General features: G+C 65.6%; 18 protein-coding genes and 1 pseudogene. 12 read left to right on the forward strand and 7 right to left on the reverse strand.

All coding sequences use genetic code 11. The features are described 5' to 3' along the window. Window positions 1–362 (reverse strand): LacI family DNA-binding transcriptional regulator (locus P2Q66_RS09355; RefSeq protein ID WP_275727492.1); only part of this gene is annotated, 362 nt, incomplete at its 3' end. Between the two features lie 364 nt (window positions 363–726). On the opposite strand from P2Q66_RS09355, the gene P2Q66_RS09360 reads away from it, so the two are divergent. Genes P2Q66_RS09360 through P2Q66_RS09380 form a run of 5 tightly spaced genes read left to right on the forward strand, consistent with a single transcriptional unit; the run spans window position 727 to window position 6,654 of the window. Then, window positions 727–2,175: a Gfo/Idh/MocA family oxidoreductase gene (locus P2Q66_RS09360; protein WP_115524826.1), complete on the forward strand. Its 1,449-nt coding sequence runs from the start codon at window positions 727–729 to the stop codon at window positions 2,173–2,175. Window positions 2,176–2,205: 30 nt separating this feature from the next. Beyond that, window positions 2,206–3,171: an NAD(P)-dependent oxidoreductase gene (locus tag P2Q66_RS09365; protein ID WP_115524825.1), complete on the forward strand. Its 966-nt coding sequence runs from the start codon at window positions 2,206–2,208 to the stop codon at window positions 3,169–3,171. After that, entirely contained in the window at window positions 3,168–4,073 is a 906-nt protein-coding gene (locus P2Q66_RS09370) for a 5-dehydro-4-deoxyglucarate dehydratase (RefSeq protein ID WP_115524824.1), read from the forward strand. Before P2Q66_RS09365 ends, P2Q66_RS09370 begins: the two co-directional genes overlap by 4 nt. Next, on the forward strand, window positions 4,073–5,176 hold the full coding sequence (locus P2Q66_RS09375; protein ID WP_115524823.1) for a mandelate racemase/muconate lactonizing enzyme family protein: 1,104 nt from the start codon (window positions 4,073–4,075) through the stop codon (window positions 5,174–5,176). Before P2Q66_RS09370 ends, P2Q66_RS09375 begins: the two co-directional genes overlap by 1 nt. A 26-nt stretch (window positions 5,177–5,202) precedes the next feature. After that, window positions 5,203–6,654 carry an aldehyde dehydrogenase (NADP(+)) gene (locus P2Q66_RS09380; RefSeq protein WP_115524822.1) on the forward strand — a complete coding sequence of 484 codons (1,452 nt, stop codon included), beginning with the start codon at window positions 5,203–5,205 and terminating at the stop codon, window positions 6,652–6,654. 317 nt (window positions 6,655–6,971) lie between these two features. On the opposite strand, the gene P2Q66_RS09385 is transcribed toward P2Q66_RS09380, so the two are convergent. From P2Q66_RS09385 to P2Q66_RS09400, 4 genes are all read right to left on the reverse strand, one after another. Then, the gene (locus P2Q66_RS09385) at window positions 6,972–8,090 is read right to left on the reverse strand and encodes a M24 family metallopeptidase (protein WP_115524821.1); all 1,119 of its coding nucleotides are present in this window, start codon (window positions 8,088–8,090) and stop codon (window positions 6,972–6,974) included. Beyond that, window positions 8,087–10,162, reverse strand: coding sequence for a DUF6807 family protein (locus P2Q66_RS09390; RefSeq protein WP_115524820.1), 2,076 nt, complete (start codon window positions 10,160–10,162; stop codon window positions 8,087–8,089). Before P2Q66_RS09390 ends, P2Q66_RS09385 begins: the two co-directional genes overlap by 4 nt. Before the next feature lie 16 nt (window positions 10,163–10,178). Further along, window positions 10,179–11,327, reverse strand: coding sequence for an acetylxylan esterase (locus tag P2Q66_RS09395; protein ID WP_275727497.1), 1,149 nt, complete (start codon window positions 11,325–11,327; stop codon window positions 10,179–10,181). Between the two features lie 88 nt (window positions 11,328–11,415). Continuing rightward, window positions 11,416–12,684: a sugar ABC transporter substrate-binding protein gene (locus P2Q66_RS09400; protein ID WP_275727498.1), complete on the reverse strand. Its 1,269-nt coding sequence runs from the start codon at window positions 12,682–12,684 to the stop codon at window positions 11,416–11,418. A 376-nt stretch (window positions 12,685–13,060) separates the two neighbouring features. Here P2Q66_RS09400 and P2Q66_RS09405 point away from each other — a divergent pair, with 376 nt between their 5' ends. From P2Q66_RS09405 to P2Q66_RS09415, 3 genes are all read left to right on the forward strand, one after another. Then, complete coding sequence (locus tag P2Q66_RS09405) at window positions 13,061–14,005, forward strand: sugar ABC transporter permease (RefSeq protein ID WP_079597532.1); 945 nt, start codon at window positions 13,061–13,063, stop codon at window positions 14,003–14,005. Beyond that, window positions 13,995–14,939, forward strand: coding sequence for a carbohydrate ABC transporter permease (locus tag P2Q66_RS09410; protein ID WP_115524817.1), 945 nt, complete (start codon window positions 13,995–13,997; stop codon window positions 14,937–14,939). Before P2Q66_RS09405 ends, P2Q66_RS09410 begins: the two co-directional genes overlap by 11 nt. Window positions 14,940–15,230: 291 nt before the next feature. Beyond that, window positions 15,231–16,589, forward strand: coding sequence for an extracellular solute-binding protein (locus P2Q66_RS09415; RefSeq protein ID WP_275727502.1), 1,359 nt, complete (start codon window positions 15,231–15,233; stop codon window positions 16,587–16,589). 154 nt (window positions 16,590–16,743) lie between these two features. Here the strand turns inward: P2Q66_RS09415 and P2Q66_RS09420 are convergent, their stop codons facing one another. Further along, the gene (locus tag P2Q66_RS09420) at window positions 16,744–18,273 is read right to left on the reverse strand and encodes an HNH endonuclease signature motif containing protein (protein ID WP_275727504.1); all 1,530 of its coding nucleotides are present in this window, start codon (window positions 18,271–18,273) and stop codon (window positions 16,744–16,746) included. Window positions 18,274–18,640: 367 nt separating this feature from the next. Further along, a complete protein-coding gene (locus P2Q66_RS09425; protein ID WP_275727503.1) occupies window positions 18,641–20,656 on the reverse strand; it encodes a beta-galactosidase in 2,016 nt (671 codons plus the stop codon). A 176-nt stretch (window positions 20,657–20,832) separates the two neighbouring features. Here P2Q66_RS09425 and P2Q66_RS09430 point away from each other — a divergent pair, with 176 nt between their 5' ends. The 4 genes and pseudogenes from P2Q66_RS09430 to P2Q66_RS09445 all read left to right on the forward strand — a co-directional run. Then, window positions 20,833–22,122 (forward strand): ABC transporter substrate-binding protein, encoded by a 1,290-nt coding sequence (locus P2Q66_RS09430; RefSeq protein WP_079597527.1) that lies wholly within the window; start codon window positions 20,833–20,835, stop codon window positions 22,120–22,122. A 47-nt stretch (window positions 22,123–22,169) separates the two neighbouring features. Further along, window positions 22,170–23,123, forward strand: a complete 954-nt coding sequence (locus P2Q66_RS09435; RefSeq protein WP_079597526.1) for a sugar ABC transporter permease — start codon at window positions 22,170–22,172, stop codon at window positions 23,121–23,123. Continuing rightward, complete coding sequence (locus P2Q66_RS09440) at window positions 23,120–24,037, forward strand: carbohydrate ABC transporter permease (protein WP_079597525.1); 918 nt, start codon at window positions 23,120–23,122, stop codon at window positions 24,035–24,037. The genes P2Q66_RS09435 and P2Q66_RS09440 overlap by 4 nt, the downstream gene beginning before the upstream one ends. Before the next feature lie 23 nt (window positions 24,038–24,060). Further along, window positions 24,061–24,171, forward strand: a pseudogene (locus P2Q66_RS09445) (Poxvirus protein I5); the annotation flags it as partial.

The raw sequence follows: 24,171 nt of genomic DNA on the forward strand, positions 1-24,171 counted from the left end.
CGGCGGGCCTCGCCCGCGAGGATGGCCTCCTCGCTGGAAACCTCGAAGGAATCGGCGATCAGGACCCGGTAGCTGTCCTGCGCCGCGGCGCGGCTCAGGCCGCGAAGAATCGCCTGGAAGGTGGGGTTGGCCAGGTCCGGCACAACGATTCCGATGGTGTCGGTCTTACCCAGGGCCAGGCTGCGCCCGACAGGATTGGGCTGGTACTTCAGTTCCGCCGCCGCTGCCCGGACGCGGGCTGCGATGTCCGGGTCCACTGTGAAGTTGCCGTTCATTACGCGGGAAACCGTGGCGTGCGAAACCCCTGCCTTGATGGCGACATCCGCGATGCCAATCCGGCCGGTTGCCGATTTCCTGACCATGCTGGTCCCTTCCTTGGCGCAGCGGACGGTGTCCCTGCGCGTACTGCTGCCCGATGGCAGGCTCCTGCCGCCTTTGCCCGACGGCGTGTCCAACACAGCATATACCGCTGCGGGAAAGCGATTTCTCTCATTTTCCCAAGTTTTCCAGCAACTTTTTGTCCATTCGGCGGAGCCGGAGCCGCAGCCGGACTGGAAACCGTTTTCTCCCAACGCTGATAATGGTTGACGGATGCACATTCCCCTTGGTACAAATCTTATAGCGACCTGAGAAAACGCTTTCTTGGGCAAGGTGCAGCACTGCACCGATTGTCGAACGTCAGAGGCCGCCGGGCGGCCGGGTATCAGCTTTCGAAAGGGACCCCTCATGGTCAACACAGCCGAATCCAGTTCTGCTGCAGGGGCGGCAACAGCTGCTCCGGACACCGCCGCAACTGTGGGCGCTGCTGCCGCAGCCGGCGGTAAAGCCCGCATTGCCTTGATCGGCACCGGGGGCCGCTCGGAAATGTACATCCGGGCAATCTTCGGCAACTATGCCCACACCGCAGAGCTGGTGGCCTTCTCCGACGTGAATCCCGGGCGCGTGGAGTTCTACCAGAAGCTCATCCAGGAACTGGGTGCGCCGGGGCCTGTTGCTTCGTTCGATCCCGCAGATCTCACCGCCTTCATCCAGGCCAACAACATCGACCGCGTAGTGGTGACTACGCCGGACTACACCCACGCCGACTACATTGTTGAAGCGCTCCGTGCAGGGGCCGACGTTGTGGTGGAAAAGCCGCTCACCATCGACGCCGAGGGCTGCCGGCGCATCACCCAGGCCGTGCACGAGACGGGCCGCAACGTGGTGGTCACGTTCAACTACCGCTACTCGCCGCGGAACAGCGCCCTCAAGGAAATCATCCAGAGCGGTGTGATCGGCAAGGTTACCTCCATCGACTTCAGCTGGGTCCTGGATACCGTCCACGGGGCTGACTACTTCCGCCGCTGGCACCGCGATAAGAAGAACTCCGGCGGCCTGCTGATCCACAAGGCATCCCACCACTTCGACCTGGTCAACTGGTGGATCGATGACGTCCCCGAGCGCGTCTTTGCCTCCGGCGGCTTGAAGTTCTATGGCGACAAGAATGCGGCAGAACGCGGCCTGGGCCCCCGTCCCGAACGCGGCACCCCCAGCGCCGACGCCCCGGCCACGGCAGAGAAGGACCCGTTCACGCTGGACCTCCGCGAGGACGAGCGGCTCAAGGCCCTCTTCCTGGACAACGAGCACTACGACGGATACCGCCGCGACCAGGACGTCTTCACCGGCGGCATCACCATCGAGGACAACCTCGCGCTGGTTGTGGAATACCAGGGCGGGCCGCGCCTGAGCTACTCACTGAACGCACACAGCCCCTGGGAGGGCTACCGCGTGGCGGTCAACGGCACCGAAGGCCGCGCCGAACTCGAAGTGGTGGAACGGGCCGCCGTCACCAGCAGCACGGACAAAAAGACCGTGGTGGACCCGAGTGCTACCCCCGTCGAGGAAGACGACGCCATCCGCCGCAACGGTGAACGCCTCGTGGTCCAGCGCCACTGGGAAGCTGCCTACGAGGTGCCGATCGTCAACGGCGAAGGAGGCCACGGCGGCGGGGACGAGCTCCTCCTCTCGGACCTTTTCAACGGACCGGGGGAAGACCCCCTGGGCCGACCGTCCGGTTACCTGGACGGACTGCGCTCCGTCTCCGTGGGCATCGCCGGGAACCGCTCGCTTGAATCGTCCCTGCCCGTCCGCATCGAGGACCTGGACCTCGGCGTCGACCTCCGACGCGGCGCCTAGTCCGCGGCCTGAAAACCTAAAGGAACCAATATGAGCAGGATTTTTGTCACCGGCGGCTCCGGCCGGCTGGGACGCAGTGTGGTGGCGGGGCTTGCAGAAGCCGGCCACCACGTCATCTCGGTGGACCGGGACGCCGTGCCGGCCGATCAGCTGCCAGCCGGCGTCGTGCAGGAAACGGCAGACCTCCTTGCTCCGGGGGAGGCGCTGCGCCTCCTTCGCGAGACCAGGCCCGACGCCGTCATCCACCTTGCGGCGATCGCGGTTCCGTTCAGCGCGCCCGAGGACGTCATCTTCGCCACCAACACCCGGCTCGCCTTCGCCGTGGTCAGCGCCGCGACGGAACTGGGAGTGCCGAAGATCGTGACGGCCAGCAGCCCCACGGTCCTCGGCTACGGTTCGCCCGCCGGGTGGCTGCCGGCCGCGTTCCCGCTTGACGAGCGGACCACGCCGCGGCCGTGGAATGCCTACGCCCTGTCCAAGCTCATCGCCGAGCAGACCGTGCAGATGTTCGCTGCCGCGCAGGGGGAGAAGATCCGTTATGCCGCCTTCCGCCCCTGCTTCGTGATCTCGCCGGAGGAGTGGGACGGCGCACCGACGCAGCAGGGCCACACCCTTGCCGAGCGGCTGGCCGATCCGGCGCTGTCCGCCCCGGCCTTGTTCAACTACGTGGATGCCCGGGACGTGGCGGATTTCCTGATCCTGCTGCTGCAGAAGATGGACTCCATTCCCAACGGGGAAACCTTCTTCGTGGGCGCGGCCGACGCCCTCGCCACGGCATCCCTCGCCGAACTGATGCCCAGGTTCCTGCCCGGAAGTGAAGCCCTCAGTGCCGGGCTGACCGGCACCAGCCCCGCCTTCTCCATCGCTAAAGCCCAGGAACTCCTGGGCTGGCAGCCCACGCGCAGCTGGCGCACGGAACTCAAGTCCCATCCCACCCTCAACGACGAGACCTCCGCGCTGGTCAGTGCCGGCAGCGGAACCAAGGAGACATCATGAAATTCGACGGCGTACTGTTCTTTCCTGTCACTCCGTTCACGGCCGAAGGTGCCGTTGATGTAGAGCTGCTGAAGGAACACATCAGCTCCCGGCTCCCGTTCGGGCCCGGCGGTGTGTTCCCCGCCTGCGGAACCGGCGAATTCCACGCCCTCAGCATCGAGGAGGTCCGCACGGTGGTGACGGCCGCCGTCGAGGTTGTGGCAGGAAAAGTCCCGGTAGTAGCCGGCGCCGGTGGTCCGCTTGGCCACGCCCTTGCAGCCGCCCGCGCCGCGGAAGAAGCCGGCGCGGACGCCCTCCTGGTCCTGCCGCCGTACCTGGTCACCGGGCCCACGGACGGACTGGTGGCCTACATCGAAGCAGTCGCTGCCGCCAGCAGCCTGCCGGTGATCGTCTACCACCGCGGCAACGCCAAGTTCACGGCCGCTTCCATGGCCCGCCTGGCGGCCAACCCGAAGGTGGTCGGCTTCAAGGACGGGCTGGGGGACGTGGGCCTTGCCCAGGAGATTGTGTCCGCCGTCAAGGCCACCGACCGGGAGGACTTCGCCTTCTTCAACGGACTGCTCACCGCGGAACTGACGCAGGGCGCCTACCGCGGCCTCGGCATCCCGCTCTACTCCTCGGCCGCCTTCGCCATGGCCCCGGAGATCGCCAAGGCCTACTACGACGCCTACATGGCCGGCGACGAGGAGCGCCGCAACGCCCTGCTCGAAGGCTTCTACGCGCCCCTGGTCCGCCTCCGCGACCAGACCCCGGGCTTCGGCGTTTCGCTGATCAAGGCAGGCCTGCGCCTGGGCGGGCTGCCGGTAGGCTCCGTGCGCCCGCCGCTGGTGGACCCCACAGAGGAGCAGCTGGTGCAGCTGAAGTCCATCCTCGCCAAGGGCTACGAGCTGGCCGGCCGCTGATGAGCGCCCCGGCGGCCGAAGCCGTCCGCACCGTTCCCCGCATCACGGGCCTGACCTCCCGGCTCATCACCGTCCCGCTGCGCCGAAGCTGGGGCGTCGAGGCACCCGAGAACCACGTGATCGTCACCGAAATCCACACGGACGACGGCGGCGCGGGGCACGGTTTTACATGGACGCCCACCATCGGCCCGCAGGCCGTCAAGGCGCTGCTGGACTACGACATCGCCCCTTTTGTCACCGGGCTGCCGGCCAATCCGGAGACCGTCTGGGACGCGCTGTGGAAACGCCTGCACGAGGCCGGCGGCGGGGGACTGACCACCATCGCCATGGCCGGCGTCGACCTTGCCCTGTGGGACCTGCAGGCCCGCCGTTCCCAGACATCCGTGGCCGGGCTCCTGGGCCAGCGGCAGGAATCGGCGGAGGTGTACGGGTCCGGGGTGAACCTGCACTACACCCTTGAAGAGCTCGTTGCCCAGGTTGAGCGGTGGGTTGCGGCCGGGCACCAGGCGGTAAAGATCAAGGTGGGCAAGCCCGATATCCGGGAGGACGCTGAACGGGTGGCCGCAGTCCGCTCCGTTCTGGGGCCCGACCGGAAGCTGATGATCGACGCCAACCAGCGCTGGGACCTCCCTACCACCCTCCGCGCCCTGGATGTCCTGTCCGGCTTCGGGCTGGAGTGGCTGGAGGAACCCATCCGCGCCGACGACCTGTGGGCATACCGCAGGCTCCGCAAGCATTCACCTGTGCCCATCGCGCTCGGCGAAAACCTGCACACCATCTACCGCTTCCGCGATTTCATCGACGCCGAGGCGGTGGACATCATCCAGCCCAACATCATCCGGGTGGGCGGGATTACCCCGTTCCGGCGGATCGTCGAGCTGGCCCGGACCAACAGCATCCGGGTGATGCCCCACCTGCTGCCGGAACTTTCCGGACAGCTGGCGCTCACCCTGGCGGAGCCCACACTCGTGGAGGACGTGGAAGAAGCATCCTTCGAACAGCTCGGCATCCTGGACGGGCCCTCTCCCGTGCGCTTCAGCGACAGCCGGGTAACCCTGGCCGGCCAGCCGGGCCTCGGCTTCCGGTTCCGGGACGAACTTTAAACTACAGACGAAGAACAGGTACCTGAGTGACAACTGCAACGCTTTCCCTGTCCGAACTCACCGCCGCCGCCACCCAGGCAGCCACGATTTCCGCCGCCGCACCCGATGCCGAACGCGCTGCCTGGCTCACGGCAGTAGCTGACGCGCTGGATGCCAACGCTGCCGAACTGGTGGACATTGCGGATTCGGAGACCAGCCTTGGCGCCCCGCGGCTGACCGGCGAAGTGGCCCGGACCTCCGGCCAGCTGCGCCTCTTCGCCCGCGTGATCACCGAAGGCTCCTACCTCGAGGCCATCATCGACCACGCGGACCCGGCCTCCACCCCGCCCAAGCCCGACCTCCGCCGCATCCTGCGGCCGATCGGTCCGGTGGCAGTCTTTTCCGCCTCCAACTTCCCGTTTGCCTTCTCGGTGGCCGGAGGTGACACCGCCTCGGCCCTCGCCGTGGGCTGCTCCGTCATCGTCAAGGCCCACTCCGGCCACCTGCGCCTGTCCGAGCGGACAGCGGAAATCGTGGCTGATGCCCTCGGCGCCGCGGGAGCACCGGAAGGCCTGTTCGCGCTGGTCAGCGGCCGTGAGGTGGGCACCGCCCTGGTCCAGGACCCGGCCATCAAGGCAGTGGGGTTCACCGGCTCCATCCCCGGGGGGCGTGCCTTGTTCGACCTCGCAACCTCCCGGCCCGACCCCATCCCGTTCTACGGGGAACTGGGCAGCCTCAATCCAGTGGTCATCACCGCTGCAGCACTGGCAGAACGCAGCGGCCAGCTCTCGGCGGGCCTGGCAGGCTCGTTCACGCTTGGTGCGGGGCAGTTCTGCACCAAGCCGGGTTTGGTCTTCATTCCGGCAGGAACCTCCTTTGCCGCGGAAGTGGCGGAGGCCAGCAAGGACAAGCCCGCCGTCGGCATGCTCACCAGCAGGATCGCCGAGGCATACCCGGATGGGCTCCGCAGCTTTGCGTCGGTGCCCGGGGTGGACGTGGTCAGCGGCAGCGTGGACCAGGATGCCGCAGCCAACGGTGCAGCGCCGGTGGTCTTCTCCATCTCCGCCGCGAAGGTGCTGGAGAACCCGGGGCAACTGCTCGAAGAGTGCTTCGGACCCACCACCGTGCTGATCGAATACGCGGACCAGGCCGAACTGTCGGCCGTGCTGGCCAAGGTGCCGGGCAGCCTGACAGCCACCCTCCACGCCCAGCCCGGCGAGGACGTCACAGCGCTCGTGGAGCAGCTCTCCGGGCTGGCCGGCCGGGTCCTGTTCGACGGCTGGCCCACCGGCGTCGCCGTCAACTGGGCCCAGCAGCACGGCGGCCCGTACCCGGCCACCACGTCCCTCTTCACCTCGGTGGGCGCGACGGCGGTGCGCAGGTTCCAGCGGCCGGTCGCCTACCAGGACGCGCCGGAAACGGTGCTGCACCCGGCGCTGCACGAGGCCAACCCGCTGCGCATCCCGCGTCGTGTGGACGGTGAACTCGTGCTGCCGTAGCTGTAGCGCTCTCGCACTCAGTGCCGCTTAAACTCAAACGCTCTATCACTTTCTTTAGGAGAGTGATAGCGCGTTTCAGTTTAAGCGGCAGGACGTCCGGAGTGCTGCTCGGCCGGCGGGCGTCACGCAGCGCCGGCTTTTGGCAAGCGCACAACGACGGCGCCCGGTTTGGCGGGGGAGCGGCGCCTGTGGTGGGCCAAAAGGCTGCCAGACGTGACGCCGTCGTACGTCCAGCCCGACGCCCCCTCACGTGCCGCCCCGGCCGGAGCGACACGTGAGAGAGGATCGGCGAGAAACCGGCATCACGTGAGAGAGGGTTACAGCTGCAGCGTGACGGGGCGCTGCAGCCCGTTCACGATGGCCACCGGCCAGCGGGGGTCCACCGTGAGGACCTGCAGGCCGGACTCCGTCAGCTGCACGGTGTCCTCGATCTTGACTGCGGGACCCGAAGGGTTCCAGGTGAAGGTCTGGCCCAGGACAACCGTGTCCGCCACGGCGGAGGTAACGCGCGGGTCCCGGCCCGCATACCCGGCGGGACCGCCCTGGTGGTGCTGTTCCCACTGGTCGGCGCCGAAGCCGTGACGGACGTACGATGCCTGAATTTCGGAGAAGATACGGTCCAGCCGCGCGCCCGGGACCGTGGCGTCGAAGATGTCCGCCTCCACTGCGGCGATCCGGGCCTCCGCGTCCCGCTCCTCCAAAGTGCCGGCGTCGAACCGCACCCAGCGGGTGATGTTGGCAACTAAGCCGTCCCGGCGCGCGCAGACCACGGCCATCGCGCGGCGGCCAAGGGGGGAATGGGTGGCCAGCGGGTGGCGGAACGTGTTGCGGGAACTGCCGTTGCACAGCAGGACCAGGGGTTCCGCTCCTGCCGCCACCACGCGTTCGGCCAGGGCGGACACCAGCTCAAATTCCGTGGTGTCCGGCCGTGCGGTGGACAGCACATCGGTCATGATGGCTGCCAACTCGGCGCTGAGGAGGGCGTAGCGGGCGCTTTCGGCGGGAAGCAGCTGCTGGCGGGCGGCGCGCAGCTCGGACGCGACGTCCGCTTCCACCAGCGGAGCCTGGGCTCCGGCAGGGGAAGAGCCGACGGCGGCGGCAGCCTCGTGCAGGTTTCCGTACCAGGGAACGGTGTGCAGGGAGACCCCGGCCGGGAGCTCCTCGGCGGCGATACGGCCGGCTTCGTTGTTGAAGGTCACCAGGTGGTCGCCGCCGCGGTCCACCAGCACCGCGGCGATGGGATCGCCGGCGAGGCTGATGTGGACCCGGCTGCCGTCCAGGTACCAGGTCAGTGCCGTGTGCGTTGTCAGGAGCAGCGAGTCCCGGCCGGCGGCGTCAAGGATGTCCAGGACCCGGCGGCGCTTGACCTCCCGGTCCGCCGCTGATGCCGGTGATACGCGGAGGGCCGGCGGAGCGGCGGCTGTTGTCTGGGTCATGAGAGGTCCCCCTGTTGGTTGATTAAAGCTTCGATGTCGGTGGTGTTCAGGATGCCGTCGGCAATAAAGACGAAAATTTTGCGCCGGACCGGGTTGCCGGGTTCGGCGATGACGGGAGTGTCCCAGGCGAGCGACTGGCCCACGCCGGGATACCCTTCCAGGCGGACGAACCAGGGGTCCGTGGAACCGCGGGGAGCGACGAAAACCAGGGTGGCCTCGCCGTCGGCCGTTCCCGGGCCGAACTTTCCGGTCCAGGCGAGCCAGCGCGCCACGCTGCCGTGCACCCCCGGTTCACCGGTGCCGGCGGGGGTCCACACAGCAGCGCTGCGGCACTCCGGCAGCCGCCAGAAAAAGCCGCCGTAGCCGCCCTCATGGCGGCCATTGGAGCCGGGGCTGCCCAGACTGACCGGGTTGGTGCCGGCGGGGGAGAGGGCGAACTCGAGGGACAGGGCCCACACCCTTGGGCTGATGCCCTGCCAGCGCCAGGATCGGTCTTCCGCGAGGACGGGCTTGCCGTCGGGTCCGTTCCAGCTGAGCGTCTCCTGCAGCCTGCCGGCGGAGCCGCCGGACACGGCGGCGGTCTGATCCAGGACAGTTTCGGTGACGGAGATGCTGCCGTGGTCGCGCCGCCAGACGTACTGCCCGGCGTCGCGCGTATAAGTCCTGCCGCCCCAGAAGTTGATGCCGTCCACGTCCTGCAGCGCCACGCCCGCGCCCAGGTGCCACACATGGTCAAACGGCTGGTGGTCGGTCACCACGGTGCCGGCCAGCGTGCGGACGGGGTGCAGGTAGGGCCGCGGCGAGGAAACGGCACGAATGCGGCTGCCGTCCTGGTAATCCGCCACCGCACGCCCGTCCACGGTCAGCGAGCGGACCGCCGGAAGGGCGCGTGCCCATAGGAATCCAAGCTCAGCGAAGGTTGCCTGCGCCTTGGCAGCGCGGTCAATCAGGTTTGCGATGCCGGGGACCACGGGATGGGCGTCGTCACCGTCGCCCTCCCAGCTGATGTGGTCCTGACCGATGGCCTGCGGCGCCGGGGCGGTGCGGATGGCTTCCAGCACCGTGGTGAAGGCGCCGGTGTCCGGCAGCGAGCACAGAAGTCGAGCACCCGTGGCGCGGGCCTCCAGGAGGTTTTCGAGCAGGTCCGTCCGGCCGAAGCTTTCCCGGCGCTCGCCGTCCGGGGTGGTGATGACCACCTCGTCCTTTGTGTAGAACAGGGTGATCTCGCCCCGGGTGCCGTGCACGGTGACCGAGGGATCCAGCTGTTCGGGAGCACAGAGGGTCAGGCCGCAGAGAAGGGTGGTGCCGTGGGCGGTGCGCACCCGGATCACCGAGGTGTCGTCACTCTCGGTTTCGTGGGCGCGGTAAAGGTCCGTGTCCACGGATGCGACGTCCGAAAGCGTGTGTGCCCCGGCCATATGCAGGGCCGTGGCGACTGCGTGCGCCAGTGCGTTGGTGGCCACGCCGTCCACAACGTCGATGCCGTCCAGGCTGCGCTTCCCGGCCCAGCGCGAGCGTTTGAAGTATGCCTTGTTCCGCACCCACTGGCCCTTGGCGCTCAGGCCCAGGACATCCCCGATGCCGCCTGTCTCAACGAGGTCCCGGATGGCGGGCAGGGCGTGGGACCCCAGGCTTTGGAAGCCTACCTGGACCAGTTTGCCTGCTGCCTCGGCGGCTGCCAGGACCTCGTTGAACTGGGCCAGCGACGCTACCGGGGGCTTTTCAACGTAGACGTCCATGCCTGCCCGGAGGGCTGCGACGGCCAGCGGCGCGTGCGTCTGGATAGGGGTGGCGAGGATGACGACGTCGGCTCCCGGCTGGGCTGCGAGCAGCCCGTCCAGGTCGGGGAAGACGGCAACAGATTCCGCGAGTTTGCCCGGCTCTGGAGGGTTGGGGTCAGCGACGGCGACCAGTTCGACGGCGCCGGCCTCCTCCAGCCGGGCGAGGTTGGCCAGGTGCCGTTCGCCGAAGCCGTGGACGCCCACCAGGGCGATGCGCGGCACGGCGGCGGGTAAAGGCGCGGCGTGGCGGGGGCTGCTGCCGTGTTCCGCGGTGGCGGATTGCTGAGTCATCAAAGGGTCCTTGAGGCTAAAGGGCTGTAGTGGATGGGGTCTTGAGGTGCAGGGCGCCGGCCAGGAAATCGATGGCTTCCTCCTGCATTGCCGTGGTGAAGACGTGGCCGCCGGGCCAGAAGGCTCCGGTGTACTTCCCGTCGCGGTGCAGCGTTTCCAGCACCCGGTGGGCCTGCCGCATCCCGTGCTCCGGGAACAGCTCATCGGCCAGCGCGTATTGCACCAGGAAGTCGGCATCTGACCGGGCAGTCAGTTCAGGCCAGTCGCCCAGTTTCCACAGCCCGGGCGTTTGGAGCAGCCATGAGTGGGCGTCCAGGTACGCGGGCAGGAGCGACTGGAACGTGGTCATCATGCACGTCACCACCGATGCCCGGATCTTTGGGCTGAGCACGGCCAGGGCAAGCGACCGGCCCCCGCCGCCGGAGAAGCCGACGCAGCCCAGGCGGTCTGCGTCCACTCCTGGCAGTCCGGCCAGGATGTCCAGCGCGGCGAGGTCGTCGTGGGCCACCATACCGGCCAGGCTGGTGCCTAGAAGCCCGGCTGTTTTGGCAACAGTGTCTTCGTGGAACGCGGCCGAGGCGTTGTAGTCGTCCGCCTCGGAAGGCACGACGCCGTCCTCCCGCCACTGCGCCCGCCGCGCCTCCAGCGCGGAGGCAGTCCGCCACGGGGGACTGGAGAGGTCGAAGCGGCGGCTGCCCCAGGCGAAGCTGTCATGGGCCAGGACGGCAAAGCCCCTGCGGGCAGTCTCGGTGGCGAGGGCGTGTCCGTCATAATGGCCGGCGCGGGCGGTCTCGGCAGAGGGATGGTTCGTTGGAAGCTCCACCAGCCGGTCCGCACCGCCAAACTTGTTCCCGCCGTGGCAGTGCAGCGCGAGGACTCCGGGCAGCGGGCCTGCGGAGTCCGCAGGCCTGACCAGCCAGCCGGTGGTTGCCGGCCCGAAGCCCAACTGCCAGCTGAGCTGGGAGGTGGTGACGCCGTCGTACGTTTCTTCCCACTGGACCGTCACCTCCTGAAGGCGGGACACGGCGGGCACGCCCAGCGCGTCCGAGAGTTCCTGGGCCCCGGCGGTGGCGGCGCCGTAGCGCGGGTGTTGCCGGACGTAGGCAGGCCAGTCCTCGTAACCGGCAATGGCACTGGGGCGTGCAGGGCGCGTATCGGCACTCACTGGCCTGCCTCCTCTGGTTGTGGATTGGTTGAAGCTGCTTGTTGGGCGTCCGGCTGCTGCCTGCCTGCTCTGATCTGCTGTACGGGGATCAGCCCAGGTTCGAGTTGACCTCTTGAATGAAGCCCTTGGCGGCGTCCCGCGGTGATGTCTTTCCAAACAGGACGTCCGTGGTGAGCCGGTTAATGACCTCCATGGTGGCCGACGATCCGGCGGGGAAGGGCAGCGGCGGTTCGATCTTCATCTCAGCGACGCGGTCCAGGTATTCCGCTTCCTTCTGCTGGGATTCCTTTAGCAGGGGTGTGATGGCGGCCTTGAGATCGGTGTTGGCAGGCATGCCGCGGTCGCTCTTGATCTTGGTGGCCGCGTCCACGTTGTTCACCAGGTAGTTGATGAACATGGCTGCTTCCTTGGGGTGCGCCGACTTGGAGGAGATGGCGTATTCCATGGAGGAGCGCAGCCAGGTGCCGGGCTGCTTGCTCTCGTTCGGCAGTTTCATCATGACCAGGGGTGAACCCGAGTAGGAGTTCATCTGGTTGCTCCAGGAGATCTTCATGCCCTGCTTGCCCTGGCCCATCAGCGTCAGCTCCGGCTGGGCTGAGTTGTCCTCGACAGTCTGGGAGGCCGAGGGTGCGCCTCCGGTGTCCATCAGCTTCTTGTTCATCTCGAACCACTTTGTGGCGGTGTCCTCGCTGATGCCCAGCTTCTTGCCGTCATCCGTGAAGAGGTCCTCGCCGTGCTGGCGTGCCCACACCGCGAGGAACGAGTCGTTGGTCATCGGGGTGGTTCCGAATGTTCCCGCAGGAGACTTCCGGGTAATCTCGGCAGCGATGTCCGCGTAGTCGTCCCAGGTCCAGGTCTCGTCGTCGGGCAGCTCCACTCCGGCAGCCTCGAAGACTTTCGGGTCGATCACCATGGACATGGCGTTAACGCCGGCCGTGATGGTGTACTGCTTCCCGTCGATTTTGCCGAGGTCCACGGTCCCTTCGGCGAACTTGGAGGTGTCGATCTGGTCCTTGACCTTGTCCAGGTCCAGCAGGACGCCGCGGGTGGCATATTCGCTGGGGTAGGCGCCGCTCATGGCGAAGACATCCGGTGTGGTGCCGCCGGCGATCTGGGTGGCCATCTTGTCCCAGTAGGAGCTGAACTCGGTGTTTTCGCCCTGGACCTTGATGGTGGGGTTCGCGGCCTCGAAGTCCTTGATGACCTCCAGGGTGGTTTTGGCGCGGGAATCGTTGCCCCACCAGGCAAACCGTATGGTGACAGGATCTTCGACAGTCCCCACCTTTCCGGTCTCCGGGCTGCTGGCGCATCCGGTGAGAACCAGGGCCATCGCCGCTGTTGCGCCCGCCACCCCCATTACTGACTTTTTGAGACGAAACCGCATTGTCCTGCCCCTCAGGTTGTGTGATCTAGTGTTGGGTGATGCGCGTAACAAGAAAGCGTTTTCTCAAAAACTAACAAAGGGCTATACAGGAGTCAAGAAACCGTTTACTTTGGTACGGAGCCGCTTTTTCACCAACACCACCGGCGGCATCCGGACCACGCACTCCTGACGCTGTTGCGGCGGGACCCCGGAGCCGCAAGGTGCTCGAACACATCGCCCCGGCGATAACCAAGAACGTGGAGGCCACGATGACCAAAGGAGACAACATGGCCGCAAAACACATACCCAGGACACCGCGCCCGGCGCATGCCCCGGCAGCAGCGGGCCTGAACGGGACGGGGCAACTGCGGTGAGCGCCATCAGCGAGCTCAGCTCGATTTCCCGCCGCAAGGGCAAACTCTCCGCCGAGGAAAAGAAGGCGAACGGCCGGGATAACAAGGCCGCCTATATCTTCCTTCTGCCGTGGCTGGTGGGCCTTGTGGCCATCACCATCGGGCCCATGATCATGTCCCTGTACCTGTCCTTCACGGACTACAACCTGCTTCAGCCCCCGGAATGGGTGGGCCTGGACAACTTCACCCGGATGTTGACTGATGCCCGGCTGCACAACTCTCTCGGCGTAACGTTCACCTACGTCCTGGTCGGCGTTCCGCTGCAGCTGGCCGTGGCACTGCTGATCGCACTGGTCCTGGATAAAGGCCTGCGCGGACTGCCGTTCTACCGCTCCGTGTTTTACTTGCCGTCCCTGCTGGGCGGTTCGGTGGCCGTTGCCATCCTGTGGAAGCAGATCTTCGGCACCACCGGCCTGGTCAACCAGGTCCTGGCGATGTTCGGCATCCAGGGCCCGGGCTGGATCTCCGATCCCAGCACCGCGCTCGGATCGATCATCCTGCTCCACGTGTGGACCTTCGGCGCCCCCATGATCATCTTCCTGGCCGGCCTGCGGCAGATTCCGGTGATGTACTACGAGGCCGCAAAGGTTGACGGCGCCACTACGCTGCAGCAGTTCTGGCGGATCACCATGCCGATGCTGAGCCCCATCCTCTTCTTCAACCTGGTGCTGCAGATCATCGGTTCGTTCCAGTCGTTCACCCAGGCGTTCATAGTCTCCGGCGGCAACGGCGGTCCGTCCGACTCCACGATGTTCTTCACCCTGTACCTCTACCAAAAGGGGTTCGGCCAGTTCGATATGGGCTACGCCTCCGCCATGGCCTGGTTCCTGCTGGTCATCATCGGTGTCTTCACCGCCATCAACTTCATCGCTTCTAAGTATTGGGTTTTCTATGACGACTAAGCTGGAGACGCTGCCCACCCCGGACAAGAAGTCAGGGCCGGGCAAGCCTACGAACCACCGCAAGCCCAAGGTCCGCGAGTCCCGCGGCACCCTCGCCTTCAGCAGGGCCCAGCGCGGTAAAGCACTGATGAAGCACGCCATCCTGATCCTTGCCGGCGGCCTGATGATCTACCCGCTGCTGTGGATGATTGTCTCCTCGCTGCGGGCAAACGAACTGATCTTCCGCGAACCCGGGCTCTGGCTCGACAGCCTGGAGATGAGCAACTACACGGACGGCTGGTCCGCCCTGACGCACCCGTTCGGGCACTACATGATCAACTCCGCCATCGTGGTGATCGGCTCGATCCTGGGCAACCTGATCTCCTGCTCCATGGCCGCCTACGCCTTCGCCCGGCTGCAGTTCACCGGCAAGAAGCTGTTCTTCGGCATCATGCTGCTGACCATCATGCTGCCGTTCCACGTGGTCATCGTTCCGCAGTACATCCTGTTCTCGCAGATCGGCTGGGTGAATACCTTCTGGCCGCTGATCGTGCCCAAGCTGCTGGCCACCGAAGCGTTCTTCGTCTTCCTGATGGTCCAGTTCATCCGCGGCATCCCGCGCGAACTGGATGAAGCCGCCCGGATCGACGGCGCCGGCCACCCCCGCATCTTCCTGCGGGTCATCCTCCCGCTGATGGTCCCGGCCCTGGCCACCACCACCATCTTCACGTTCATCTGGACCTGGAACGACTTCTTCGGCGCCCTGATCTACCTGACGGACCCGGACATGTTCACCGTCCCCGTGGCACTGCGCGCCTTCGTGGACTCGCAGTCCGCCACCAGCTGGGGATCGCTGTTCGCGATGTCCATCGTGTCCCTGCTGCCGGTCTTCCTGGTCTTCCTCTTTGGCCAGCGGTTCCTCATCAAGGGCATCGCCACCACCGGCATCAAGTAACCTGCACTTTGCAGGACCTGCCGGGCGCCGCGATCAGGCGGCTTTCCGGAGCACCTGCAGCGCAACCCGACGGCCCGTCCCCGCGACGGGCCGTTGGGCTGCCGGAACGAAACCACCCGTAAATTTGCCCTCTCCAACTCCTTGTAATACAAGTTCTTCACTTGTAGCATTAGGTGCAGAAAGCGTTTTCCCGCTAACTGCCCCAGCTTCAAGAAATACTGAAACCCTGCAACAACAGCATCCGAAGCAAACCATCCCCAGCACCTAGATCAAAGAAGATCGGAGTACCCAGTGCCGCTTTTCCCCCGTTCTGCGTCTGCTGCAAAGCAATCGGCAGAGACTCCATCCCGTGGCGCCGCCCGCCGCATCCGTAAGACAGGCGTGGTTGCCGCTGCAGCCGCCGTCGTTATGGCCCTTAGTGCCTGCGGCGGGGGAGCCGCCCCGCAAAACGCCGACGGCACTGTGGAACTGCGGTTCTCCTGGTGGGGCGGCGACAAGCGCGCCCAGCTGACCCAGGAGGCCATCAAGCAGTTCGAGGCCGAGAACCCCAACATCAAGATCAAGCCGGAGTTCGGCGACTGGAGCGGTTACTGGGACAAGCTCGCCACCCAGGTTGCCGCCAACGACGCCCCGGACATCATCCAGATGGACGAAAAGTACATCACCGAATACTCAAGCCGCGGCGCCCTGTTGGACCTCTCCAAATACGAGATCGACACGTCCAAGCTCGATGAGGCCGCGCTGAATGCAGGCAAGAGCGAGGACGGGCTGACCGGCATCGCCGCAGGCATCAACGCCGCCACCATCCTGGCCAACCCGGCCGTTTTCGAGGCGGCCGGCGTCCCGCTGCCGGATGACTCCAAGTGGACCTGGGATGACTTCGAGCGGATCGCCTCCGAAATCACGGAAAAGTCCCCCAAGGGCACTTACGGCGCCGCCGCCTACGGAACCGATGAGGCTTCACTGGGCGTTTGGCTCCGCCAGAACGGCAAGTCCCTGTACACGTCTGACGGCAAGCTGGGTTTCGAGCCCAGTGACATCGCCGAATGGTGGGCGTTCCTGAAGCAGCTCAGCGAGAACAAGGCTGTTCCCACGGCATCCGAGGTTGTTGAAGCCGAGGCTGCCCCGCTGGACCAGAGTGGCCTCGCCACCGGCAAGAACGGCATGGCGTTCTGGTGGTCCAACCAGGCTCCTGCGCTGGAAAAGGCTTCCGGCAGCGACCTGAAGATCCTGCGGTTCCCCACCAAGACAGGGTCCTCCGCTGACGCCGGGCTTTGGTACAAGGCCTCGCAGTTCTGGTCAGCCTCCTCGCGCACCAAGCACCCTGAGGAAACTGCCAAGTTCATCAACTTCCTGGCCAACAACGTCAAGGCCGGCGAAACGCTCCTTGCTGACCGTGGCGTCTACCCGAACTCCGAGGTCCGGGCAGCCATCGAATCCAAGCTGACACCGGCAGACGTCAAGGTGGTCAAGTTCATCGACCAGATCAAGGACGAGCTTGGCGAGGCTCCGGCTCCGCCGCCGAAGGGCGCCGGTTCCATCCAGGAGATCATTAAGCGCTACACCTCCGAGGTGCTCTTCGAACGGCTGTCCACGGAGGAAGCCGGCAAGAAGGCGCACGACGAGATGAAGTCAGCCATCAGCAGCTAGTTTTCACACCGCCAACACGGCTCCGGACAGATCGGGTGGACGCCTCCTCCGCCCCCTAACGTCCGACGGCGGGTGGCAGCACCGTCCCGGCGGGAACCTTGCGGTTCCTTCCGGGACGGAGCTGTTTAAGCCGGAGCCACATACATGGAGCTGCTCAAACGGAGCTTCTTGGACGCACCCTTTTATGCGAAACCGGGGGATGGTGTTGCATGACGCGGCCCAACACAATGACGCCTGGTTTCTGCTGGCTGGCGTGCTCCGCACATTCCCTCGCTGCTGGATCGACTCCACGTCCCTCATTGGTTAGCGGTATTGGAGTTGAAGCCTTGACGGGCGCGCCAATAAGCGGCGTCCCGGGAAGTGGGGGCGCGGTGGAGTGGTAGGTGTGGCCTGTTGGGGTTCGGGTTTCGACGGTGTGGCGGGTTCCGGGGATGGGTTTGGCGGTCCAGCCGGGGTTTTCCTTGGTGTGGTTGCAGGCTTCGCAGAGCCCTTGGCCGTTGGTGCTGCTGGTTGGTCCGTCGTTGTGCCAGGGGATGATGTGGTCGTCATGCCGGATCGGCGCGTCGCAGTACGGGGTCCGGCAGGTGTCGTCCCGGACTTGGAGGAACCGGCGGAGCCCGGGCGGGAAGAACCTGGCTTTTGAGTCCATCGCGACCAGCTCGCCACTGCCAGGCGCTGTGTAGAGCCGGCGGAGCCAGACGGACAATTCATGCTGGTCGGGAGAACCCGAACCAGCACCAACAACAGCCGCAGCACCAACAGCAGCGTCAGCGCCTAAGGCAGACTCCCTGCCGGGGCTAGAACCAACACCAGAATCAGGGCCACAGCCAGAACCGGTCCCGGCTCCGGCTCCGGCACCAGCTCCGGCATCAAAGTTGGTGCCGGTTGTCCGGTTCAGGATGGTTTCGCGTGCCCAGTGTCCGGGGACGGTGCCGTAGCCGGTGAGCCGGGCGGGTTCGCTGTCGCCCTGGAAAAGGGTTCGGTCGGTCATCACGAGCTGGAGGTCGATCCCGGTGATCCCGCCCGGGGTTCCGGTGACGCGTTCGACCAGGGAATCGGCCATGATCTGGCCCCTGGAGCGTTCATCCCCTGCGGACCGCAAAGCGTCGGCGTGCCGGGTGAGGGACGCGTACGCGGCCACCCCCTCGGCGACGGGCAGCAGGGCTGTCAGGTAGGTCATGGTGTCCGGCGCCGGACGCAACGACACGGTCCGTTCGGTCACGGCGTGGGATGACCGCTTGGCGACCGATCGTGGGTCCCGCCGGTATGCCGCGGCGCGGACCGCGGAAACGATGGTGCGGCTCCCGAACCCGTTAAGGGTGCCGGTGTCCGCGGCGAGCTCTTCGTCCACCGCCTGCCGGTCCTCGGCCGACAGGCAGGCTGTTTCCCGCACGATCAGCGTGGTGCGCCATTCATTCAGCTGCCCGTTCCGCAGGGCGGCGAACGTTCGGGGCATTTCGGTGACCAGGGCTTTGCCCAGGCCCAGCAGCCTTCCTCCGCGGGACGGTGACTCGCGCCGCGCCAATGCGATCTGGGGGCCGACGTCGGCACCCAGCTCATCTGCAGGGACCCCGGCGGCAGCTTGGACCCGGCGCTGGAACAGGTCAAAGGCAACAGCAATGTCAGCCTGTTTAGCAGCCGCAGCGGACTTCAAATCCTCAAGCTCCCGCAGCTGATCAATCATGCCGGCAGCATCAGCACAAACCCGCACCGCATCCAGGGCCTCCCGGACAGCGGCAACCGACGGGACAGCACGGCTCCCCGCCCCGCTGACCCCTGCCAATGCCCCAACCACTTCCATAAACCGAGTCTTCCAGCAGGGACTGACAATCGCCGGGAGCGAAAGTTCGTATGTGGAAAACCAGGGCAAGCAGGCGTAAGGCCTGTCTCGTGGGGCATCCTGCCAGCGAGTGTGCCCTGCCCTGCAGCAATAAGGTGCGACGGGGCGCCAAGGGAGGCGCCGCCGTCGTACGCCTAAAAGAGCGGGAGCGGGACCCTCTTGCCGCCCGGCACCAGGGGCGCCGCGCTGAAGCGGCACCCAATAAGGGAGGTCAGTCCTCGGCGATCACCGCCACGCTCCCGGCCGCAACAATCCCACCGAACGCCCCGCCGGTCAGCAGGTCCGTTCCCGCAGCCTCCACCGAAGCGTCAGAGCGTGTGTGGTTGATCGCAAACAGGAAGCTGCGCCCGTCAGCCGAACGCCGGCGAACCACCTCCACGCCGGAATCCGCAACCGCCGCCGGAGCAACGCCGGATTCCGCAAGGAGCCGATCCACCAGGGCCTCAACGCCGTCGGGGTCCGGGAACGTGGCGAGATACCACGCGGCTCCGCTGCCCACGACGCGGCGGGTCAGGGACGGCACGCCTTCCAGCGGGTACCCGGTGAACGTTTGGACCGCTTCCGCACCGGCAAGGTGGACGTGTTCGCTCCAGACGGAGGAAACGGTGCCGTCGCTCAGCTTCAGCTGCGAGCCGGCCAGCAGGGGGTGGAATTCCTCCACCCGCACGCCCAGCAGTTCCCGGAACGCTCCCGGGTAGCCGCCCAGCCGGACGTGGTCCTTCTCGTCCACGATCCCGCTGAAGTAGCTCACCAGGACGGTGGCCCCGCCGGAAGCGGCAGCCGCGATATTGGCCGCCGCGTCATCGGTCACGGAGTACAGCGTGCAGACAAGGACGAGGTCGTACCCCTCCAGCGATGCCGACGGGTGCACCACGTCAACGGAAACACCCCGCAGGTACAGCGAGCGGTGGAAGGCCCGCAGCAGGTCCAGGTACCGGACGTCGATGCTGGGCTTCGAATCGATCTCGCTGGCCCACCATGCCTCGTAGTCAAAGACGATTGCCGCCCGGGATTCCACCCGTGAACCGCGGACCGGCTCAAGCCGCTTGAGGGCAGCCCCGAGGTCCACCACTTCGCGCCACACGCGCGTTTCGCGCCCGCCGTGCGGGACCATGGCGGAGTGGAACTTTTCGGAGCCCGCAAAGCTTTGGCGCCACTGGAAGAACATCACGGCATCGGCGCCTCGCGCAACATGCGCCAGGGAGTTGCGGAGCATCTCGCCGGGCAGCTTTGGCTGATTGCGGGGCTGCCAGTTAACGGCCGACGTCGAATGTTCCATCAGGATCCACGGGTCACCGCCCGCAATTCCCCGCGTGAGATCCGCGCTGAACGCGAGTTCCACGTGCCGTTCGGGGTCGGCGGCCACGAGGTAGTGGTCGTTCGCGATGACGTCCAGGTCCTTGGCCCAGTCAAAGTAGTCCATCGACTTGGTGGCGCTGGACGCCATCAGGTTGGTGGTGCAGGGAACTCCGGGCGTTACTTTGCGGAGTACGGAGACAAGGTCGCGGTAGTAGTCCATCAGGGCCCAGGAGTTGAACCGCTGGAAGTCCAGCTGCTGGCCCGGGTTCAGTGTGCTGGGAGCAACTCCGGGAGGCAGGATTTCCTCGAATGAACCATAGTTCTGGCTCCAGAAGGCTGTTCCCCAGGCCGCATTGAGCGCATCGATGGTGCCGTAGCGCCACTCCAGCCAGGCCCGGAACGCGACGGTGTCCTCCTCACCGTAGAACTCGGAGACGTGGCAGCCCAGCTCGTTGTCAACGTGCCAGAGTGCCAGTGCGGGGTGGCCCTTGTAGCGCTCCGCGAGGACCCGCGTGATGCCCTTCGCGTACCGGCGGTAGACGGCCGACGACGGCGTGTAGTGCCGCCGCGAGCCCGGTCCCAGCACCGTTCCGTCAGCCGTGACGGGGAGGATTTCCGGGTGCTTGCGTACCAGCCAGGCCGGCGGGGCGGCGGTGGCGGTGGCCAGGGCCACCTTGACGCCGATGCCGGCAAGGTTGTCCAGTACTTCGTCCAGCCAGCCGAAGTCGTACTGCCCTTCCGCCGGTTCCAGCAGCGCCCAGGAGAAGATTCCGACGCTGAGGAAGTTCACGCCGGCCTCCTTCATCAGCTCCAGATCCTCAAGCCGGACGCTGACGGGCCACTGCTCGGGGTTGTAGTCTCCGCCGAAGGCGATGCCTTCGACGTTGTTCCAAACGCTCGCCGGGCCGGTGGTTTCCTGCGTGGTCATGGGACTCCTTTGTCTGCTGGAAGGGTGAAACCTGGATAAGAAATCGGAACTTTGGAAAACGCTTGCCCAAATCGGGGAATGCGGATATTGTATCGTTTCAGAAGCCGTGTAAGCCAGCTCACTACTCACGTTGTAGATGAGATCAGGGATTGCACACATCGAGCAAGGAGGCTCCCGTGATCAATAGAAGGCATTTCCTCACTACCGTTGCCGTCGGTACCGCATCTGCCGCCGCACTGGCCGCTTGTGGCACCGGATCCAGCACCGCAGGACAGACCGGTTCCGCGGAGAACCCCGTCACCATCAACTACACCTGGTGGGGCAACGACGACCGCGCCGAGCGCACCCGCAAGGCCATTGCCCTGTTCGAGTCCAAGAACCCGGACATCAAGGTCAACGGCAACTTCACCGACTTCGCGGGCTACTGGCAGAAGCGTGCCACCGAGGCCGCCGGCGGCGGCCTGCCGGACGTCATGCAGTGGGACCTGTCCTACTTGCGCGACTACGGCCAGCGCAACCAGCTCCTGGACCTCAGCACCGTCAACATCAACACGGACGCCTTTGAAAAGTCCCTCCTGCCGTCGGGCCAGATCAAGGGCAAGACCTACGGCATTCCCACCAGCACCAACGCGTTCGCTGTCTACTACGACCCCGCCAAGCTGGCCGGGCTCGGCATCGCGGAGCCCACCGGCAAGTGGACCTACAAGGAGTTCAACGAGTTCCTCACCGAGGTGGGCACCAAGAGCTCCGGCGCCCTGTTCGGCTCCACCGACTACACCGGCGTCTGGTGGATGTTCAACATCTGGCTCCGCCAGAACAACATCGAAGCCTTTACCGAGGACGGCAAGCTCGGCTTCACCAAGGACGACCTGAAGAAGTGGTGGAACCTCCCCGCCGGCCTTCGCGGCACCCCGGCCATAGTTTCCGAAGAGCGCGTCACGCAGCTGGCACCCAAGTCTCCGTTCGGTTCCAACGTCACCGCCACCGAGGTCACCTGGGACAACTTCATGGCCGGCTACCTGGCGGACAGCGGCGCCAAGGAGCTCAAGCTGGTTCCGGTCCCCTCCGACGACCCGGACAACCTGGGCCTGTTCCTCAAGCCCTCCATGCTGATGGTGGCCAGTGCCAAGACCAAGTTCAAGGACGCGGCAGCCCGGTTCATCGACTTCATGGTCAACGACCCCGAGGTAGGCCAGATCTTCAAGACCTCCCGCGGCGTTCCGGCGTCCAAGACCCAGCGCGACGGCACCACCTTCGAAGGCACCGACAAGCTCGTTGTGGACTACGAAAAGTCCATCGAGCAGTACCTCAAGGACGCCCCCGAGCCGCCCATCGTCGGCTTCGGCACGCTGGAAACTTCCTTCAAGCGCGTCGCCTCGGACCTGAACTTCGGCAAGCTCACCGTCGACGGTGCTGCAGACGCATGGTTCAAGGAAGCCGAAGACCTCATCAAGCAGAATGCCTGATCAGGCACATTGTCTGATCCAGGCTTCACAACTGACGGAATGAACTCGTGACTCAAAGCCCAACTCTGAGCAGGCGTTCGACGCAGTCCACCTCCCCGCTGCCGCGCAAGTCGCGCCAGCAGGGGGTGGATGCCCGCGCCGGCTACACCTTCCTGCTGCCCTGGCTGCTGGGATTCATCGCCCTCACCGTTGGGCCGATGATCTCCTCGCTGTACCTGTCCTTCACCAACTACAACCTGTTCGATCCGCCCAAGTGGATCGGCCTGGACAACTACACCTCCCTCTTCCAGGACGAACGGTTCCTGCAGTCCGTGGGCGTCACCGTCAGCTACGTTGTGTTCGGTACCCCGCTCAAGCTCGCCGCCGCACTGGCAGTGGCCATGCTGCTGAACAGCAAACGCCGCGGCCAAGGCTTCTACCGCTCCGCCTTCTACGCCCCGTCCCTGATCGGCGCGTCCGTGTCCATCGCCATCGTCTGGAAAGCCATGTTCGGCGATTCCGGCCCCGTGGACCAGGGCTTGTCCTTCTTCGGGATCAACCTGGGCGGCTGGGTGGGCAACCCCGGCATGACCATGCCGATGTTCATCCTCCTGACGGTGTGGCAGTTCGGCGCCCCGATGGTGATCTTCCTGGCCGGCCTGAAGCAGATCCCGGCGGATCTTTACGAGGCTGCGTCCATGGACGGTGCCGGCCCGGTGCGGAAGTTCTTCAACATCACCTGGCCCATGCTCTCCCCGGTGATCTTCTTCAACCTGCTGATGGAAACCATCCACGCGTTCCAGATCTTCAACTCGGCGTACATCATTTCCAACGGTGAAGGCGGCCCGGCCGGCTCAACCCTCTTCTACACCCTCTACCTGTACCTGCGCGGCTTCAGCGACTTCCGGATGGGCTACGCCTCGGCAATGGCCTGGCTGCTCCTGATCGTTGTGGGCATCCTGACCCTGATCATCTTCCGTACGTCCAAGTCCTGGGTCCACTACAGCGGTGATGCAAAATGACAACCATGGCAACCCCCACGCAGTCCTCCCCGGACGCACAGGTGCTGAACTACAACCCCAAGTCCGAGTCGGCAGGGGCCAAGCGCGCCAAGAGCACCATCTTCCACGTCGTGGCCCTCGCGCTGACGGCAGTGGTCCTGTACCCGGGCCTGTGGATGATCGCCTCGGCGTTCAAACCGAACGCGGAGATCGGCGGCGCCAACACGTCGCTATGGTCCAACAACTTCAGCTTTGACAACTTCGTCACGGCGATGGAGGGCATCGGCGGCGTGTCCACGCTGCAGTTCTTCACCAACTCGCTGGTCCTCGCGCTGGGTGCGGTGGTGGGAACCATCCTCTCGGCCAGCGTCTCGGCCTACGCCTTCGCACGGATCAAGTTCCCGGGCCGAAGCATCTTCTTCGGCATGATGATCGCAACGCTGCTCCTGCCGTTCCACGTGGTGATCATCCCGCAGTACATCGTGTTCCAGCAGCTTGGCTTGGTGGACACCTACGTACCGCTGCTGATCGGCAAGTTCCTCGCCGCCGACGCGTTCTTCGTCTTCCTGATGGTCCAGTTCATGCGCAACCTTCCCGGTGAGCTGGACGAGGCCGCCAGGATCGACGGCGCCGGCCACGTCCGGATCTTCACGTCCATCATGCTGCCGCTCATGAAGCCGGCCCTGATCTCCACCTCGATCTTCTCCTTCATCTGGAGCTGGAACGACTTCCTGGGCCCGCTGCTGTACCTGAACACCCCGGAAAAGTACCCGCTGCCGCTGGCACTGCGGCTCTTCGTGGACCAGACGCAGAGCTCGGACTACGGCGCCATGATCGCGATGTCCGTCCTGGCCCTGCTGCCGGTGCTGATCTTCTTCCTGGTATTCCAGCGGTACATTGTTGAAGGCGTTTCCACCCAGGGCCTCAAGGGCTGACGGCCCGGAAGGCCAGACAGAAAATGAGCATCATGGACCGCACCACTCCCGCCCCCAACCATCCCGAGCCCGTCCCGGTGAACCGCTTCGCACTGTTCTCCGAAACCCTCCTGGCAGGGGTCCTGGTGCTGGTG

The sequence above is a fragment of the Arthrobacter sp. Cr_A7 genome (assembly GCF_029222765.1).
Taxonomy (GTDB): Bacteria; Actinomycetota; Actinomycetes; order Actinomycetales; family Micrococcaceae; genus Arthrobacter.